Annotated in this window: 20 protein-coding genes; 11 read left to right on the top strand and 9 right to left on the bottom strand. The window is 33.6% G+C overall.

Annotated features, from left to right (window positions below; all coding sequences use genetic code 11):
* Positions 1 to 16: 16 nt before the first annotated feature.
* From AACY93_RS03855 to AACY93_RS03880, 6 genes are all read right to left on the bottom strand, one after another.
* On the bottom strand, positions 17 to 868 hold the full coding sequence (locus tag AACY93_RS03855; protein ID WP_286854731.1) for a universal stress protein: 852 nt from the start codon (positions 866 to 868) through the stop codon (positions 17 to 19).
* Between the two features lie 23 nt (positions 869 to 891).
* Positions 892 to 1,740 (bottom strand): universal stress protein, encoded by an 849-nt coding sequence (locus AACY93_RS03860; RefSeq protein ID WP_007647940.1) that lies wholly within the window; start codon positions 1,738 to 1,740, stop codon positions 892 to 894.
* A gap of 578 nt (positions 1,741 to 2,318) precedes the next feature.
* On the bottom strand, positions 2,319 to 2,699 hold the full coding sequence (locus AACY93_RS03865; protein WP_286854730.1) for a hypothetical protein: 381 nt from the start codon (positions 2,697 to 2,699) through the stop codon (positions 2,319 to 2,321).
* Positions 2,700 to 2,716: 17 nt separating this feature from the next.
* Complete coding sequence (locus tag AACY93_RS03870) at positions 2,717 to 3,559, bottom strand: universal stress protein (protein WP_007647938.1); 843 nt, start codon at positions 3,557 to 3,559, stop codon at positions 2,717 to 2,719.
* 84 nt (positions 3,560 to 3,643) lie between these two features.
* Complete coding sequence (locus AACY93_RS03875; RefSeq protein ID WP_286854729.1) at positions 3,644 to 4,699, bottom strand: response regulator; 1,056 nt, start codon at positions 4,697 to 4,699, stop codon at positions 3,644 to 3,646.
* A gap of 77 nt (positions 4,700 to 4,776) precedes the next feature.
* The gene (locus AACY93_RS03880; RefSeq protein ID WP_339611213.1) at positions 4,777 to 7,206 is read right to left on the bottom strand and encodes a PAS domain S-box protein; all 2,430 of its coding nucleotides are present in this window, start codon (positions 7,204 to 7,206) and stop codon (positions 4,777 to 4,779) included.
* 171 nt (positions 7,207 to 7,377) lie between these two features.
* On the opposite strand from AACY93_RS03880, the gene AACY93_RS03885 reads away from it, so the two are divergent.
* From AACY93_RS03885 to AACY93_RS03925, 9 genes are all read left to right on the top strand, one after another.
* Positions 7,378 to 7,785: a hypothetical protein gene (locus tag AACY93_RS03885; protein ID WP_286854727.1), complete on the top strand. Its 408-nt coding sequence runs from the start codon at positions 7,378 to 7,380 to the stop codon at positions 7,783 to 7,785.
* 1 nt (position 7,786) lies between these two features.
* Positions 7,787 to 9,004, top strand: coding sequence for a metallophosphoesterase (locus tag AACY93_RS03890; RefSeq protein ID WP_040491354.1), 1,218 nt, complete (start codon positions 7,787 to 7,789; stop codon positions 9,002 to 9,004).
* 77 nt (positions 9,005 to 9,081) lie between these two features.
* On the top strand, positions 9,082 to 9,600 hold the full coding sequence (locus AACY93_RS03895) for a hypothetical protein (RefSeq protein ID WP_286854726.1): 519 nt from the start codon (positions 9,082 to 9,084) through the stop codon (positions 9,598 to 9,600).
* 63 nt (positions 9,601 to 9,663) lie between these two features.
* Positions 9,664 to 10,959: an MgtC/SapB family protein gene (locus AACY93_RS03900; RefSeq protein ID WP_286854725.1), complete on the top strand. Its 1,296-nt coding sequence runs from the start codon at positions 9,664 to 9,666 to the stop codon at positions 10,957 to 10,959.
* Positions 10,960 to 11,105: 146 nt separating this feature from the next.
* Positions 11,106 to 11,561, top strand: coding sequence for a pyridoxamine 5'-phosphate oxidase family protein (locus AACY93_RS03905; RefSeq protein ID WP_007647929.1), 456 nt, complete (start codon positions 11,106 to 11,108; stop codon positions 11,559 to 11,561).
* Positions 11,562 to 11,573: 12 nt separating this feature from the next.
* Positions 11,574 to 11,939 (top strand): hypothetical protein, encoded by a 366-nt coding sequence (locus AACY93_RS03910; protein ID WP_007647928.1) that lies wholly within the window; start codon positions 11,574 to 11,576, stop codon positions 11,937 to 11,939.
* A 13-nt stretch (positions 11,940 to 11,952) separates the two neighbouring features.
* Complete coding sequence (locus tag AACY93_RS03915; protein ID WP_286854724.1) at positions 11,953 to 12,837, top strand: J domain-containing protein; 885 nt, start codon at positions 11,953 to 11,955, stop codon at positions 12,835 to 12,837.
* Between the two features lie 2 nt (positions 12,838 to 12,839).
* Entirely contained in the window at positions 12,840 to 13,136 is a 297-nt protein-coding gene (locus tag AACY93_RS03920) for a chaperone modulator CbpM (protein WP_286854723.1), read from the top strand.
* 12 nt (positions 13,137 to 13,148) lie between these two features.
* On the top strand, positions 13,149 to 14,252 hold the full coding sequence (locus tag AACY93_RS03925; protein ID WP_286854722.1) for a DUF6544 family protein: 1,104 nt from the start codon (positions 13,149 to 13,151) through the stop codon (positions 14,250 to 14,252).
* A gap of 48 nt (positions 14,253 to 14,300) precedes the next feature.
* Here AACY93_RS03925 and AACY93_RS03930 read toward each other — a convergent pair whose 3' ends face one another.
* The 3 genes from AACY93_RS03930 to AACY93_RS03940 form a co-directional block, all read right to left on the bottom strand.
* On the bottom strand, positions 14,301 to 15,281 hold the full coding sequence (locus AACY93_RS03930) for an MlaD family protein (RefSeq protein ID WP_286854721.1): 981 nt from the start codon (positions 15,279 to 15,281) through the stop codon (positions 14,301 to 14,303).
* 65 nt (positions 15,282 to 15,346) lie between these two features.
* Complete coding sequence (locus tag AACY93_RS03935) at positions 15,347 to 16,123, bottom strand: ATP-binding cassette domain-containing protein (protein WP_286854720.1); 777 nt, start codon at positions 16,121 to 16,123, stop codon at positions 15,347 to 15,349.
* A gap of 3 nt (positions 16,124 to 16,126) precedes the next feature.
* The gene (locus tag AACY93_RS03940) at positions 16,127 to 16,900 is read right to left on the bottom strand and encodes an ABC transporter permease (protein WP_286854719.1); all 774 of its coding nucleotides are present in this window, start codon (positions 16,898 to 16,900) and stop codon (positions 16,127 to 16,129) included.
* Positions 16,901 to 17,015: 115 nt separating this feature from the next.
* On the opposite strand from AACY93_RS03940, the gene AACY93_RS03945 reads away from it, so the two are divergent.
* Together AACY93_RS03945 and AACY93_RS03950 are read left to right on the top strand one after the other, a co-directional pair.
* Positions 17,016 to 17,789, top strand: coding sequence for a patatin-like phospholipase family protein (locus AACY93_RS03945; RefSeq protein ID WP_286854718.1), 774 nt, complete (start codon positions 17,016 to 17,018; stop codon positions 17,787 to 17,789).
* 114 nt (positions 17,790 to 17,903) lie between these two features.
* On the top strand, positions 17,904 to 18,662 hold the full coding sequence (locus AACY93_RS03950) for an NYN domain-containing protein (protein WP_286854717.1): 759 nt from the start codon (positions 17,904 to 17,906) through the stop codon (positions 18,660 to 18,662).
* Positions 18,663 to 18,700: the final 38 nt, after the last annotated feature.

The following is an 18,700-nucleotide window of genomic DNA, read 5'->3' on the forward strand; positions in this document are numbered from 1 at the left end:
GAATGAGTTAATCCATTCAATTATTGGCCATCTTGGATGGGATTACAAGAAATGGAATGTTTAAATGAAAGCCTATTTGGTTGATGGTGGATTTAAAAAACAAGTTTTCAAAAAACGAATGTTTGTTGTTAATCATAACCAAAAGATCAATTCTGGTTTTGTTTTGAAAATCGGAAATTGCTTTGGTTATTTCCTGGTTTTTAACACTGTGAAATCTAGACGTAATATTTTTAAACAAGCTTCCCAATTTGGCCATGTTTCTCTTTTGCTCTTCGGTTAAATCTTTACCATAGGACACATTCAGCACATGTACTGTGGATTGATAGCTTTTGGACAACTCGACTATAGGCTGAATTTGTTTGTTTTGATAATCAATTTCGTAATCAGTAGGAAATAAAATGTCTAGGGATGGCTCAAATTTAAAACCATCAGGCACTGCCAATACAGGACATTTTACCTGCTTGAACACATGAACCGTATTGGAGCCAAATAAAATTTCCTTTGCGCCTGTGGCACCTTTGGTTCCCATAACTACATAGTCTATTTTGTTTTCTTTAACCTGTACTGAAATTTCAAGCGTTAAGGTGTTAAAAACTGCTTTAGACTCGAAGTGATGTTTTGGGTTGTTAAAGGTTTCCTGGATCCTGGTTTCAAAATCCTTTAAGCTTTTTAAGGCCTGCTCCCTTATAACATCTGCCAAATCAAACTGAGACGTACTTACCATAACATACTCTACATGATACACAATTGGTGTGTAAGTATGCAATAGATGAAATGTACATATTTCGTCTTTAAACAAGTGCAGTGCATAGGAAATGGCATTCCAAGAATTTTCTGAAAAATCTGTTGGTAACAATATGTTTTTCATGATACGGAGTTTTAATAAATGAATTAAATACGTTTGATGTTTTGCATTGCCAAAAACGGAATTTCCAGTTCTAAGGTAAGCCTGGAAACCCTATTTTGAAATAAGATATCCTCTAAAAAAGATTGCCTGGTGTTTACCATGACAAGCATATCTATGTTATTGGTTTCAATGTATTTTAATATGGATTTTGTGATGTCTTTTTGCTTAATGGTAATAAAGTTGATTGGGTTTTTACACAGTTCGTTTTTAACAAACTCCCTATTGTCTTCTTGTCTCATGGACAGTTTATCAGACATTGAAATATAAACCATATCTATGGTAGCCCTAAAAGGTGATGCCATATCACAAAACAATTTAAGTTCCCTTCTTTTATAAGGAATCATGTAATTGGTTGGGAACATGATGTGTTTTGGCTGTGTATATTTATAATTTTCTGGAATGGCCAGAACAGGACAGGCCACATATTTTAAAACCTGCAAGGTGTTAGAACCAAAAGTCATGCGTCTATCGTTTGTTTCGCCTCTGGTTCCCATAACAATAATGTCTATGTTTTCTTTATCCACAATTCTATCTGCCTCATCCACCAAAACACTATTTGCTGGCAAAGCAAAATACTCATGCCTAGGGTTTGGCGAAATTTCTTTAATCTGTTTCAAGACATTATCCAACTTTTTGGTTGACGCGTTATGCACTTGTTTGGTAACTGTTGCCAGTTTATTCCTATTAAGCACAGTTTCGTCTGCATAAATTTCATCTTGATAGGCATGCATGATATAAAATTTGCTTTTGTGGTACTTAAAAAGTTCCAAAGCATATTTTATGGCATTCATTGCATTGTCTGAAAAATCTGTAGGTATCAATATTTTTCTCATGAAAGTGGTATTAATATTAACTTTAAATTTAGTCAATACTAGAAAGAAAAACTATGATAAATATCAGAAGGTGGCAAACCATGTAAAAAACAAAAGCGAGAAAGTTTTTACCTTTCTCGCTTTGTTAAGAGTTCTATAGTATTCATTAACTTTTTTAAAATATTAACCCATCTTAAAAATCTAATAAAGACTTATTAAACAAAGTTAAACAACTACTCAAGAATCTTAATTTTGGTTATGTACTTTAACACAATAACCTTTAACCATATAAACACTATATTTATAGGATAAAAGTAAACTATGTTTAAGATAAAAAATATGACATTTATCAGTTTTCAAAAATAAAATCAAAAAAGCCAGAAATTTAATTTCTGGCTTTCTCAGATTAATAGCTTAAATCTAATAATGATTCCTCTGTCATTGTTAGAATTTTTTTTTAAAAACCCATCTAAAGAAATGGTTTTCAAATAAACTAGTACATCACGAAGTAATATATGTTTTATTTATGTAATAAATATAGCGACTATTTAAAAAAAATAAAATGACATCTGTCATGTTTTGACATTTTTTTTAAAAAATCAATAAGGCACAATATTATAGGCAATATTTAAAAGGAACACTCCCAACAGAAAAAGTAACATATAAATTACCTGTACAAATTTTACGTTTATATAGTTTAGTCTTTTTACAGTTTGCCGGGGAAATGTAAATAAGGCCAAGCCCTTAAACAAGGCTATCCAACCTATTAAGGTTATAATAAGCTTCCAATTGGCTTCCCAGACATTGTGCAATAGAATGTTTATCAACCCAATAATAATGGCCACAAACGAAGCAATAATTAAAAATTTCTCGTCTCTTAAGTCATTGAAAATTTGTTTTATGCGTTTGGGATTGAAACTTAAAATCACAAAAAACACGATGAGGTACCAACCCCAGAATTTGGCTAGGAAAATAGACATGTCCATAATTTTTGTTTTTAATTATGTAACACCAAAAACGGAATATTTATATGGTAACTTATTTCTTCCACTTTTGAATGAAACAAAATTTGTTGAAAATAATTAAGGTTTTTAGCAACCATAGTTATCATATCTATATCTCTGCTTTCAACAAAACATTGAACTGCTGCTTCAACTTTTTTGTTGGTTAGAAAATGAAAACTATGTGTGTTTGCATGAAAATAATCTTCAAGCAACTCTTTGTTTTTTATTTGGTCCCTGTTTAATTCGGTTTGCTTTTTGCTTATATGAACAACCCTTAATGCTGCTTGGTTTTTCTGAACTATTTTTAAAATAGGCTCCAAGGTATTTATGTTGTAATGTAAAGAGAAATCTGTAGGGAAAGCCACTTCCTTGATGCTTTTGTAGGTTGCATTTTCAGGTACCACTAAAGTAGTGCAAGGCACCTTGGTAATAATGTCTCCTGTATTGCTGCCAATAATAACTTTTTTAAGTCCAGAAGCCCCTTTGGTACCCATAACTATTAAGTCTATGTTATTTTCTTCAACATGCTCACGTATGGATTCCACAAAAAAATTATAATCTGAAATGGTATAGAACTTATGTTTTTTATTTTGGGACTTATATGCAGTGACACGTTTTAACATAGCTCGTAACTGAGCCTTGGCAGGTTTGGTGTAAACATCTTCAATAACATCCTGTGTAGGCAAATATGGCGCATCGTTTAAAACCACATGGCTCAATCTGTTAACATGTAACAGAAAAAAATTACAGTCTATTCCCTCATGAAAATCTATAGCGTATTTTATGGCATTCCATGAGTTTTCTGAAAAATCTGTGGGCAATAGGACATTTTTCATTACTTAATAACTTAAAGTTCAAAAATAAGCCCACCAAGTAACTTATAAAATGATATTCATCATATTGCACTTACCTTAGGGCAATTAATAGATTTCTTTAAGTTTTTCCAGGTCCAAAATTTTTATATTTCTACCTTCCACTTCAATAAGACCTTGTTTTTTAAAATAGGTCATGGTCCTTATTAAGGTTTCTGTTGCAATTCCTGCCACACTTGCTAAGTCGTTTCTGGAAATCCTAATAGGTTCGTTTGGCTTTCGGTTTAACTTTTCAGAGAATTGAATGATTGTTTGCGCTGTTTTTTGATTTACAGACCCGTAAGCCATTTGCAACAACTGCTCTTTAACATGAAATAAATTGTCTGTAAGTAACTGTATTAATTCCAAGGTTACCAAATGGTTTTTTTCCAACACTTCCTTTAAGACATTTTTAGAGACACTAACCAAGGTTGTGTCTTTAATGGCTGTTGCAGATTCATGATAAGGTATGTTTTGCATAAAGGATGTGTAGCCAAACAAATCATCTTCTTTATAGAGTGCCGTTATAAGCTCTTTGCCTTTCTCATCAAGAATATGACATTTCACAATTCCCTTACTGATAAGGTATATGGTATTGGAATGGTCTCCTTGTTTGTAAATAATGTCTCCTTCGGAATAGTGTATGGTTTCACCATTATCGTCTAAAAAGTTTTTAAGGTCGTTTAAGGTTTTTAGCTCATCGTCCTGGTTTTGCAGCGCATGCTCAGCTGTCTGAACATTGGATTCTTTAAGAATGGCTGCTTTTGCCAATCGGCTTTCTATGGCACTTATTAAATCTACTTCGTTAAAAGGCTTGGTGATATAATCGTCTGCACCTAAATTCATGCCTTTTCTCACATCTTGTTGTTCGGTTTTGGCCGATAGAAAGATAAAAGGGATGTGCTTGGTCTCTTGGCTTTTAGACAATTCACTTAATACGCCATAACCATCAAGTTCTGGCATCATGATATCGCAAACAATAATATCTGGAAGACTGCTTTTAGCCATAACAACTCCCATTTTTCCATTGGAAGCTGTTAAAACCTTATAATTTGAAAGCTCCAACAGTTCGGCAGTGTTCTCCCTTAAAACAACATCGTCTTCAATTAATAAAATGGTTTTCATTTGTTTTTTTAGTGTTTAATATGATCTTTTTCAATATACTTACTCTACAATATTTTTCAATTTTTAAAAAAATAACATTACAGCAGGTCTTTAGCTGGCTTATTGGGTATGGTAATGGTAAAGGTTGTACCTACTTGCTCCTGACTTGCAAATGTAATGGAGCCTCCCAAGTTTTCAATATGGTTTTTTACAATGTTTAGCCCAATACCTGTACCTTGGGTTGTTAATACGTTTTCGGCCCTAAAATAACGGTTGAATATATTTTTTTGATCTTTTTCTGGAATACCTACACCTTGATCTTTTATTTTAAAAACGGTTTGGTGTTTATTTTGGGCAATTGCTACATCTATATTGCTATTCTCTGGGGAATATTTAATGGCATTATGTATTACATTGGATAAAGTAAGCTCTAATATTTTCTCATCTTGTTGCAACGATATCTCATCAATGTTTTCTGGATATTTAATTTTCTGTCCATCTTTTAAAAGCATGTTGGAATTGTAAATAACTTCGTTAAGGACCTTACTTAATTTAAACTCCTTAAAATGGTAATTAACCTTTCCAGATTCCATTTTTTCTACAGATAAAAAATCGTTTAAAATATTGTTTAAATTGTTTACAATATTTGTTATGGTATTTATATGTTTATCCCTTTTTTCCTGTTGGTCTACCATGGTATATTTTTTTAGCAACATGGTGGATGTTAAAATACCACTTAAAGGGGTTTTAAATTCATGAGACACCAAAGACAAAAACTTTGTTTTCAATTCATTAAGCTCTATTTCTTTTTTAAGGGCTGCTTTTAATTCTTTGGTTTGCTCGTCTACTTGTTCCTGTAAGTTTTTGGCATACCTTTCCAATTGGTTTTGGGTTTTTACAATATACTTATTGGTTAAATGTTTTTCTATGGCAATGCCTGCCAATTTATTACCCACCTGAACCACCTGTTTATTTAGGTTTGCAAAGGCCATGTTTTCCTTTCTATAAATGGCAAAAATACCCAGAGGAAGGTTTTTGGAAGAAACAATAGGAGTTGTCCAGCAAGCTTGCAGACCATGAGGTGAAACCAAATGCTTGAAGGTTTGCCATAATGGATGTGTCTCAATGTTCGACACAACCAGTTCTTGCTCTAAAAACGCTGTAGTGCCAGTACTATCTACATGTTCACCTATTAACATGCTATTTATTTTCTTTGAGTAGTCTTCTGGCAAGCTAGGTGCCACGAGACCATGTAAGTTTTGAGACTCTTGATCCAGCAATAGTATGGATACATAAACATCTTCAAATTGCTCTTCAATTAAATACGCAACATCTTTTAATGTTGTTTCTATGGGTGTATCCAAAACTATTAATTCCAGGATACGGTTTTGCTTGATTTTAAAAAACTCCTGTTTTTTTCTATCGGAAATATCCAGAATAATGGCCACAAAAACTTCTTTATCTTCAAAATTGGATAATTGCAAGTGGACTTCCACAGGGTATTTGCTGCCATTTTTTCTTTCGTGAATGGTTTCAAATCCTAAGGTTTTTACTTGTTTTTTCAATAACGGATCTACCTGATTTTTAAATTTCTCTAAGGTGTATTCTGGTTTAATATCAGCAGGAGTCATGTTTTTTAACTCTTCAAGGCTATAACCCAAATTTTTTATGGCTCCATAATTAACATTTAAAAACTTGAAACTCTTGGAATCGAACACATAAATCTCATTTAAAGATTCATCTAAAATAGCTGCAAGGTGTGCTTGGTTTTCTTCGGCCATTTTACGCTGTGACACATCGTTTTGGATCCCTATAAAATGAGTGACCACACCAGCATTGTCTTTAATGGGTGTAATGTGCAACTCGTTCCAAAACATGGAACCATCTTTTCTGTAATTTCGCAACACCACATGACAACTTTTTCCTTTGGCTACGGCATTTCTAATTTTTTTAATGCTTTTTTGCTCTGTATCATTGGCTTGTAAAAACCTGCAATTTTTATTTAGTATGTCTTCTTGTGTATATCCAGTAATTTTTTCAAAGGCAGTATTGGCATAGATAATTGGATGGTCTTTCTGTAAAGCATCGGTTATTATAATTCCATTACTTGCGTGTTGCAAGGCTTTACTTTTAATGTGCAGCGTTTTTTCAATTTCAACACGTTTGGTAATGTCTACAACCAAAGCCATTACAAAGGACTTATTTTCCACTACTATGGGGTTTAAACCCACCTCTATGGGAAAAACAGTGCCGTCCTTTTTAGCTCCATGAAGCACTTTATCCATTCCCATGGCTCTAGCTTCTTTATTTTTAATGAAACCTTTAAAATGATGTGTGTGTGCTTTATGGTATTGAACGGGAATTAAAGTATCCAAAGCCTTGTTAATAAGTTCCCCTTTTGCATAACCAAACATGAACTCTGTTGCCGAATTTATTGCTACTATATGCTGTTTTTCGTCTACAATAACAATACCTTCTGATATGGCTTCGGTTAGAATTTGAAAAACATCCTGATTGCTTGTAATCATGCTAAATTTTAAAAAATTAAGATTCCTTAAAGTTACGTGTTTTTTATAAAATTGATAAAAATTATCCCCTTAAATAAATGTTAGATTTTAGTTAAACCAACTACTGATGAATATCATTTCATTTCTATTTATCTATCTTTAAATTGTTTAAATTATCAATACATATTTATTATGGATAACAAAAAACATTTAAACGTTCGTTTTTACGAAATCCTTGGCAAACTTTTCTATGCCATTGCAGCAACAGATGGTGTGGTGGAACCTGTAGAATTTAACAAATTAAAAGAATTGGTTAAAAGCAAATGGCTGGAAGTGGATGACTCTGAAGATAATTTTCATACAGATGCAGCTTTCCAAATAGAAATTGTTTTCGATTGGTTACATGAACAGAACAATTTGGACAGCAACAAGTTGTTTAACGACTTTGTGGCTTATAAAAAAGAACAAAGCCATTTTTTTACCCCTAAGATCAACAAGCTAATTATAAAGACTGGTCATGAAATTGCAAACAGTTTTTCTGGCAAAAACAAATCGGAACTCATTCTTTTGGCCAAACTGGATATGGAATTAAAGAAATAACATGAAAAGTTATTCCCTATTTACTATTATACTATTGTGCTTAGCCATTTTTGTTGTGGATTTTTTGGCGTTTTATTGGCTACAATCCATTACTGCCCTTATAGCATCCACATTTTTAAAAAACACCATCAACATCCTGTTTTGGTTTTTTACCCTAGGACTTATAGCAGCCATAATCACTTTAAAACTAAGGCTGGACGACATACAACCTAGAAGAAAACAACTGCTTATTTCCTCTTTATATGGTTTGACCATTTCTTCTTTTATTCCCAAAATAATATTTGTGATCGTAATGGCTGTTTTCTACTTCACCAATTATGTGTTTTCAGAAAATGAGTCGCATATTGTTATTCCTCTTATTGGTTTGTTTGTTGGTTTCTTGCCATTTTTTGTAATAGTGTATGGCATTTTTAAAGCCAGGTATCATTTTAAGGTTCATCATGTTAGTTTAAAGTTTAAACATTTACCACCTGCTTTTCATGGCTTAAAAGTGGTACAGATTTCCGATTTACATTTAGGCAGTTACAACCACAAGTTCCATATTTTGGAAAGAGCCATAAGAAAAATCAATCAACTGGAACCAGACTTATTGTTTTTTACTGGAGATTTGGTAAACAATTATGCTTGGGAGTTGCGTGGCTGGCGAAAAGCTTTTAGGCATTTCTCTCCAAAAATTGACAAATATGCTGTTTTAGGAAACCACGATTATGGCGATTATAGCAAATGGGATTCCGAAGAAGCCAAAAAAGAAAATTTCAATGCCATTAAAACGTTTTACAAAGAAAATGATTTTAAATTATTATTAAATGAAACCGAAATCATTGAAAAAGAAAACCAAAATATAGCCATAGTTGGTGTGGAAAATTGGGGAAATCCACCTTTTAAACAATATGGCAATTTGCAAAAAGCCTTAGAAGGCACAGAGCAGATTCCTTTTAAAATCCTCCTCTCCCACGATCCGTCCCATTGGCCAGAAGAAGTGATAGAGCACACCAACATAGCTTTAACCCTTTCTGGACATACACATGGCATGCAAGCAGCTTTTAAGTTAAAAAATAAAGAATGGAGCCCTATAAAATACAAGTACAAACATTGGGCAGGTTTGTATGAACAAAACAACCAATTTTTATATGTAAATAGAGGCTTGGGCTGGCTTGGTTTTCCTGGCAGATTGGGTATGAGACCAGAAATAACACTCATGGAACTAAAAAAAGCATAACATGGCTAAACTGATTTATGTCATAGTCTAAAAAACTTAAATATACTAAGTTAGCACTTGATATAACACAGAAAATCATGTCTAGAAAAAAAACAATTGTCATTTTAATTTTAAGCATTCTTGGAGTATGTGCCATCTTCTTTGCTTGGTATAAGTACAATTTCTCTATGGACAAAGCCAAATCCTTTAGTATAAATGATTCTAATTATCCAACAAAACTCTTAATTGCCACACAAGGCAGTGAATTTAAAAATGCACTTACAAATCAAGTGATAGACTATTTCAAAGAAGATTCTATATACATTCAAGTGATAGATATTTCCCAATTATCTAAAATAAAATCTTCCACATACAATGCGACCTTATTAATACATACGTGGGAAGGTTGGGGCCCTCCAATTGAAATAACAGATTTTATACAACATCAGACAACCAACTTAAATAAAACCGTGGTATTTACAACTTCAGGTAACGGAACCAATAAAATGGACAATGTAGATGCTATTACTGGAGAATCTAAAATTGATGATATACGCTTATTTTCAAATAAAATTATAGTTAGACTCAAACCACTATTACAGTCTCATGTTAATTAAATTGGTTCTATTTTGTGTATCTGAAACTTAAAAGACATCTTTAAATTTTACACTAAAAAATTCATGGAAGATTTACTTCTCATTCAAACCGATCATTTTGAATTATCACAATTGGATTTCATAAAAAGGGTTTTAGTTGCTTTAGGTATTGGGTTGGTTTTAGGTTTGGAAAGAGAATTTTCCAACGCTGATAAAGATGAAATTTTTGCAGGCTTAAGAACGCTTTCCATTGTTTCACTTTTAGGTTTTTCCAGTGCTTTGTTAAACTACTTAATTAATCCATGGTTCTTTAGCATTGGTTTTTTAAGTGTTATTGTAATTGTGGCAATCTCATATTGGGTAAGCTCCAACAAAGGAGATATAGGCAGTACCACAGAGTTTACAACTGTTTTTACCTATTTGCTTGGTGGCTTAACTTTTCTTGGGCACATTGAATTAAGCTTGGCTTTAACGGTAGTTATAGTGGTTTTACTTTCATTAAAAATAAAATTCAAGTCCATTGTTGGCCAAATTACACAAACAGAATTATATGCGTTTATTCGTTTTGTAATAATTGCCTTGCTCATTTTACCCTTTCTGCCAAACACTAATTTTGGCCCCTATAACGTAATTAACCCAAGTGAAATAGGCTGGATTATTGTTTTAACTTCAGGCATTGGTTTTATAGGCTATATTTTAATGAAATTCCTGGACTCCAAAAGAGGCTTGCTCTTAACAGGAATTTTTGGTGGTATGGTTTCCAGTACTGTGGTATCATGGATTTTTTCAAAAAGAAGCAAGGAACAGCCTAAATTGTCCAGCAGTTTTGCCATTGCCATTTTTGCTGCTGCAACAATAATGATTGGAAGGGTTTTAATCTGGGTGTTTATTTTCAATCCCACAATGATCAATGGCTTAATAATACCAGTCCTTATCATGATTTTAACAGCTATAGGTGTCACTTTTTACTTTTATAAAAAACACAATGTTAATCAACTTGAGTCTGAAGAAATCCCTTTGGGAGAGCCTTTAAATATAAGAGATGCTGTGTTTTTTGGATTGATTTATACAGCTATTTTAATATTGGTAAGTTATGCCAGCAATAACTATGGTGATAAAGGAATATATATTTCCAGTGCCATTAGCGCACTAACGGATATTGATGCCATAACCATCTCCATGTCTAAATTGGGAGGAAATACCGTAGAGTTTCTTACAGCGCAAAACGCTATTCTATTGGCAACCCTTACAAACACCATTGTAAAAATTGGCCTTACTTTATGGTTTGGAAGCAAACAACTAAAAAAATATATTTTGATAGGTTATGGCTTGATCTTCATTGCAGGAATAGTTGGTTTTATCATTTTAAACAGTTTTTAACTGCTTGTTACTCTTATAAACACAGCATTAAACCAAACAAACCTTTCAGTTAAAAATTTCAAACTGATTTATGTCATAGCCATTTACAACAAAAATCTGTAAGTTAGTTGTATGTTTTAGCTAAAAACCACAATAACTACGTAAATATGATAACAACCCTAGAAACCAAAGAATGTCATTTCATTCTTGAAAACAATTACATAGGCCACTTAGGTTATATATTCCAGAACAAACCTTTTGTGGTTCCTATAACCTATTATTTTGATGCCAAGGAAAACCAGATTATTTGCTATTCTGGAGAAGGCCATAAAATCCAATCCATGAGAAAGAACAATCAGGTTTCGCTACAAGTTGCAGAAATAGCTTCAGTGAACAACTGGAAATCTGTTTTGGCACATGGCACCTTCCAGTTGTTTTTTGGCAACGAAGCCAAAGCCTACCTACACGAATTTTCTTTAGGTGTCAAGCATGTGATTACGGAAAAAGAGCATCAAACAGTCAATTTTATCAGCGATTTTTCTAGTAAAATCTATAAAGATGAAACACCATTTGTATTTATAATAAAAATTGAAGACATTACAGGAAAGAAACGAATTCATTAAACATTAATTTCAATGGGAGAAATAGCCACTTCAAACAGACAAATAACCTTGTATTACAGCTCCAAGTCCTCCAGGGCCAAACAAACCTTGGCCTATGCCAAAGCTGAAGGCTTGCCTATATTAGAAATAGACATCTTAAAAAACAAGCTTACAGGAACACAATTATTGGAATTGGCAGCCAAACTCAACATGGAAATAAAGGACCTTGTAAACCAAGAGCATCCTTCATATTCACAAAAGTTTGAGCCTCATGAGTTATCTGAAACCGATTGGATAAAAATGATCCAGCAAAACCCAGACATCATGAAACAACCCATTGCTTTGCGTGGCAACCTGTCTATTTTAGTGGAAACACCAACAGATATTATTAAAATTTAAAAATTCAATTAGAATGTCGTATATAGATTATTACAAAATATTAGGCGTTCCAAAAAATGCTTCAGAAAAAGACATCAAAAAAGCCTATAGAAAATTAGCCAGACTATATCATCCGGATTTAAACCCAAATGACAAGGAAGCTGAAAGAAAGTTTAAGGAAGTTAATGAAGCTCATGAAGTTTTAAGTCATCCAGAAAACCGAAAAAAATACGACGAATACGGAAAAGACTGGAAACATGCCGAAGAATTTGAAAAAGCCAAACAACAACAGCAACAATACCAAGGCAGTAGGCAACAACAATACCATGGCAATTTTGAAGAAAGTGATTTTTCAGATTTTTTCGAATCCATGTTTGGTGGTGGTTCCAGACAACATAGTAGAACCATGTTCCGAGGTCAAGATTTCAATGCCGAGTTGCAACTGGATTTAAAAGATGTTTTTACTACGCATAAACGCACTCTCACAGTAAACAATAAAAACATCAGGATTACTATTCCTGCTGGTGTTGAAAATGGGCAAGTAATAAAAATAAAAGGTCATGGTGGCAAAGGTGTCAACAATGGTCCTAATGGCGATTTGTACATTAAATTCAATATTGTAAACAACACCAACTTTAAACGCGATAAGGAAAACCTGTACACAACCGTTTCTTTGGATCTCTACAAAGCCCTTTTAGGAGGAGACGTGATGGTTGATACTTTTGATGGGAAAGTAAAACTAAAGGTAAAACCAGAAACCCAAAACGGCACACAGGTAAAGCTTAAAGGTAAAGGTTTTCCTGTTTACAAAAAAGAAGGACAGTTTGGCGACTTATACATTACCTACAACATAAAAACCCCTACCAACCTCACCGAAAAAGAGAAAGAATTATTTACCGAATTATCAAAATTAAGATGATTATGGACAGAGACAATTTAATACCAATACAAGAGTTTTGTGCGCATTATCAAGTTCCTGAAACCTTTATCAGTTCGTTATATGATTATGAGTTGATTGAAATTATCACTACAGAAAACACTCAGTGCATTAGTGTTACACAAATAAGAAATATTGAAAAACTAATTAGGTTTCATTTTGAAATGGATATTAATCTGGAAGGCATTCACGCTATTTCAAATTTATTGGATAAAGTAGAATCCTTACAAAACGAAATTAAAAGGCTCCACAACAAGATTGATTTTTATGAGAACCAATAACATGTTTTTAAGATGAAGTATCTATTTAGCTTCATCCTACTTGTTCATGCAGCCTTACATCTTTTAGGCTTTGCAAAAGCCTTTCATTTAACAGAAATAAACACACTATCACAAAACATTTCAAAACCTATTGGAACATTGTGGTTCCTTACGTTCCTATTGTTTTCTATAACTACAGCCATTTATATAAAGAACTATAAGTTTTGGTTTGTGTTTGCTTTTATAGCGTTAATATTATCTCAGATACTAATTTTAATGTTTTGGAAAGATGCCAAATTTGGCACTCTAGCCAATATTCTTATTCTAATCGTTAGCTTGTCTGCTTATGGCCAATTTCAATTTGACAAGATGGTTGAAAGAGAAACCAAAGAAATCTTGAAAGATGCTCAAACTAAAAATCCTTCATTTATTTCTGAAAAAGACATCTTACATTTACCAGAAGCAGTTAAAAAATGGCTGATAAACTCAAGGGTTATTGGGCAAGAAAAAAGACAAACCATTCAACTTAAACAAATAGGGGAAATGCGAACAAAACCCAATAGCAAATGGATGCCATTTACAGCTACACAAACATTTAATGTACAAATACCTGGTTTTGTTTGGGAGACCAAAGTGGAAGCCATGCCTTTTATTTGGATGCGTGGTAGAGATAAACTGTACCAAGGACAAGGTAACATGCTTATTAAATTGGCCAACTTAATTCCAGTTGTAAATGAAAGCAACAACAAGCAAATAAATTCTGGAGCCATGATACGTTTTTTGGCTGAAATATGCTGGTTTCCTTCAGCAGCTCTAAACAACTATATTGTTTGGGAAAGCATAAGTGAAAATTCAGCAAAAGCAACATTAACAATTAAGGATACAAGTGTATCTGGTATTTTTAAATTCTCCACAGAAGGCGATATTACCTCTTTTGAAGCAAAACGTTACTATGGAGGCAAAACCAACTCCAAATTGGAAACTTGGCGTATAAACATGACTTCCCATAAAACCTTTGATGGTGTTAAAATCCCAAACAAAAGCAATGTAAGCTGGAAATTAGAAGAAGGTGATTTTAATTGGTTAAATCTGGAGATAATAGATGTAAATGGTGTTGTCAACAAAAAAACTGAATAATTCTTTTGCATTTGAGATCTGGTTTTTTAACAAACCAAAACCCTGATTCTATTTTTTTTCAGCCTTTTTCTCTTCCTTCTCTAACTTTTTAAAATACCCACGAAACAAGAAATTATGTTTTAAAGCCTCCATGTTTTCATCAAACTTTTTGGTGCCTTCATTAATGTTTTTTAGCGACTCTTCTATTTGTTTTGCAAATTCAGGATCGTTGGACAAATAATTTATGGCACCTTCCCCTTCTTTAATATTAGTGATGGTTTCATTTAAATTGGTAATAACCTTTTGAATTTCCGAACTTGATGTCTCCAAATTGGAAATAATATGCCTTACTTTATTGGCTTCGGTTGTGTCGTTCAGTAAAACACCAGCTACACTATTATCCATATCAATTTTATGTATTAACGCATTTAAACCCAACATGGTGTTGTTGGCTTCCAAACTGGCGTGTTTTAAATTTTCCAAGGTTAATTTAACATCTCCAGCTACAAGGGTATCTTTAATCAACATGCCCAAAGTTCCCTTACCTTTGTTGATGCTGTTAACAATATCCAATAATTTAGAGGTTAATAAAGCAGCATTTTCATTGGTGGTATTTAAGGTGTTCAGCATTTCTCCAGTACCTATTTTAGTATAGGATTCAATAATATCGCCTTGTGAAATGGGTTGAGCAGAACCTTCTCCTGGAATTATGTTCACAATCATGTTTCCCACCAAACCATCAGAACCAATAGTGGCTATGGCATCTTTTTTTATGTGCTTGACCATCTTTTCATTAATAACCAGCTCCACATTAATGGTAGAATCGTTTATCATATTAATATTTTTAACCGTTCCTACATTAATTCCAGAATAACGCACGTTGTTTCCTTGCATTAAACCATTCACATTGTTAAAATTGGCGCTAATGGTAAACGTTTTATCGAACATGTTTTTTTGTTCCCCAATAAAATAAATGGCAGCAATAAAAATAGCCATGCCTATAATGACAAAAAGGCCTAGGTTAAATGTTTCTTTACTTGTTTTTTTCATATCTATATTTTTATTCACTCCCTAAAACCTACCTATTTGCATACAGGGAAAGAGCTCTTTTTAAATCATTTAAAAAACGCTTTTACTTGTTCGTCTTTAGACGAAGCCAATTCGGCAAAAGTGCCTTCGGCATAATTCGTGCCATCTACCAGTAAAATCATGCGTTCGCTAACAACCCTGGCACAATCCACATCGTGCGTGATTATTAAAGAAGAGGTTTTATATTGCTTTTGCACACGCCTCATAAGCTCAATAATTTCTTTAGACGTTATTGGGTCCAAACCACTGGTTGGTTCGTCGTACAAAATGATTCTGGGTTTTAAAATGAGAGCTCTTGCCAAGGCGATCCGTTTTTGCATCCCTCCAGAAAGCTCAGAAGGCATTAAATCCATTGTATGTGCCAATCCCACACTCTCCAGGGCTTCTGTAACCAATGGTGTGGTGTCTTTTATGTCCCCAAATTTTTGCTTGTGCCTTCTTAATGGGAATTCCAGGTTCTCCCTAACAGTCATGGAATCGTAAAGGGCATTTCCTTGGAACAGAAAACCGATTTCTGTACGAATATCGTCCAATTCCATTCTGTTTAGTTTGGTTATATCCTTACCCATAACCCTAATACTTCCCGCATCGGGTTGCATTAAGCCTACAAGACATTTTATCATAACCGATTTCCCTGAACCAGATTTCCCCATAATCACAAGATTTTCACCTTCAAAAAGTTCCAGATTAAATCCGTTCAATACATGATTGTTTCCAAAAGACTTTCTTAAATCCACAATTTCAAGCATTCGCGTTTTAGTGCTTAATCCTTCAATTTCTTGTATATGTTGCTTTTGGTTCATCTTTTAAATCTCAAAAAATATATCGGTTACAAAAACTGCAATAAAATCCAGCACAAACAGCAACATGGAAGAAAACACCACTGCCGAATTTGCTGCCAAACCTACTCCAACAGTGCCTTTTTCACAATTATAGCCCTTAAAACAACCTACAAGTCCTATGGCAAAACCAAAGAAAAACGTTTTAATGGTAGCAGGTATGATATCGCTAAATTCCAAAGCATTAAACACCTTGTTAAAATACAAAACAAAAGAAACGTCCCCTTTTAAGTTCTCTATAATATAAGATCCGTAAAGTGCAATGGCATCGCCAAACACAACCAAAATTGGCAACATTAAAGTGGTTGCAAGGATTCTGGTTACCACTAAAAATTTAAACGGATTGGTTCCAGAAACCTCCATGGCATCTATTTGTTCAGTCACTTTCATGGAGCCCAATTCTGCCCCAATTCCAGAGGCAATCCTTCCTGCAAAAGTCAAAGCAATAATTACAGGCCCAATCTCTCTAATAATAGAGATGCTAACCATGGAAGGCATCCAAGAAACAGCACCAAATTCCTCTAAAGTTGGCCTGGTTTGAAGCGTTAAAACCAACCCAATGATAAAGCCGGTAACGCCAACCAATAAAATAGACCTATTGCCAACACTGTAACATTGCCTTAAAAGTTCCTTAAACTCAAATGGCCTGGAAAATACTTCCATAAAAAACCGACCAGCAAAATACGAGAGCTCGCCAACTTCAATAAAAAAAGATTTAAAAAGGTGCGTGGTTTTTTGCATAGATTGTTTTATAAGCCTTTCAAAGATAGCTTAAGTTCCTTTAAATTAAAATGATTGCTGTCATTTTAAGAGTTTAGGAATAAATGTATTTTTGAATCAAATTAAATTATGAAACATGAAAATAGGATTGGTTTTATCTGGTGGAGGCATGAGAGGTGCTGCACATATTGGAGCAATTAAAGCCCTTGAAGAACATGGCATTTACCCAACCCATATCGCTGGAACCAGTGCAGGCGCCATAGTAGGCGCTTTGTATGCTTCTGGATATAATTGGGACGATATTTTAAGGTTTTTTAAGTCTATTTCCATTTTGGACATTACCAAATATGCCATTCGTAAACCTGGGATTTTAGATGCTGATAAATTTTACAACAATTTCAAAACCTATTTTTCTGAAGATGATTTTAGCATTTTAAAAAAAGACCTTCAAATAACTGCTACCAATATTTTAAATGGCGATTTGGTGGTTTTTAAAGAAGGGGAACTTATTAAACCCATATTAGCTTCTGCTGCATTTCCAGGTGTGTTTTCACCCGTTAAAATAAATGATTCCTATTATGTGGATGGTGGCACCTTAAATAATTTTCCCGTAGAGCTCTTAAAAAAACAGTGTGACATCATCATTGGTATTTACGTAAACGGTTTTGAAACCATAGACATCAAAGAATTGAAGCATTCCCATCATGTTGCAGAGAGAGCATTCAAATTAAAATCTGTTAGGGAAGATTACATGAAATTCAAGAAGTGCGATTTAGTTGTTTGCCCTAAAGGTTTGGACAAGTTTGGGACCTTCGACAAAAAGAATTTAAAACACATTTTCGATATTGGCTATAACGCTACCATAGAAGCCTTAAAAACATTTGAAATAACCAAAAGCACAAATACTTAATTGGTTTAACAAGTGTTAACAAGACATGTCTTCCATAATTTAATGTTCAAAAAACCCTTTTCTTCTGGATAATTCAATATCTTGTAAAACTTTGAAAACAACAAAACATACATCATGAATTTAAATTTAGCAGTCCTTATAGATGGAGACAATATTCCTTCGGCTCATGTAAAAGAAATGATGGAAGAGATTGCAAAATACGGCAATCCAACCATTAAACGAATTTATGGTGATTGGACCAAACCTCATCTTTCTAAATGGAAAGATCTATTATTACAAAATGCCATTACACCCATACAGCAATACGCGTATACTTCAGGCAAAAATGCCACAGATTCTGCCATGATCATTGACGCTATGGACATACTTTACTCCAATAAAGTAAATGGTTTTTGTTTGGTTTCCAGCGATAGTGATTTTACAAGATTGGCCACCAGATTAAGGGAAGCAGGCATGCAGGTGATTGGCATTGGTGAAAAAAAGACCCCAACCCCTTTTATTGTGGCATGCGACAAATTTATTTATGTTGAAATATTAAGAAAACAATCTGAAAAGAAAGACGATACCACTACCAAAGAAAAAGACAAGGACAGCATCGACAAAATTACACCACAAGTTATAAAATTGATCTCTACAACCATAGATGATTTGTCTGATGAGGAAGGCTGGGCATTTCTTGGAGATGTTGGTAGTTTACTACAGAAAAAACAGCCAAATTTCGATTCCAGAAACTATGGCTTTGAAAAATTAACTCCCTTGATCAACTCCACTGATAATTTTGAAATTGAAAGAAGGGAAACCCCAAAAAGCAAACATAAATTGATTTTTGTAAAAAATATTGAAAAACCTAAAAAAAGACCCAAAAGAAAATAACCCTACATGAAACAACCAGTATTAACAATATTCACATG

Origin of the sequence: uncultured Xanthomarina sp. (genome assembly GCF_963971605.1) — a bacterium.
GTDB classification, from domain to species: Bacteria; Bacteroidota; Bacteroidia; order Flavobacteriales; family Flavobacteriaceae; genus Xanthomarina; species Xanthomarina gelatinilytica.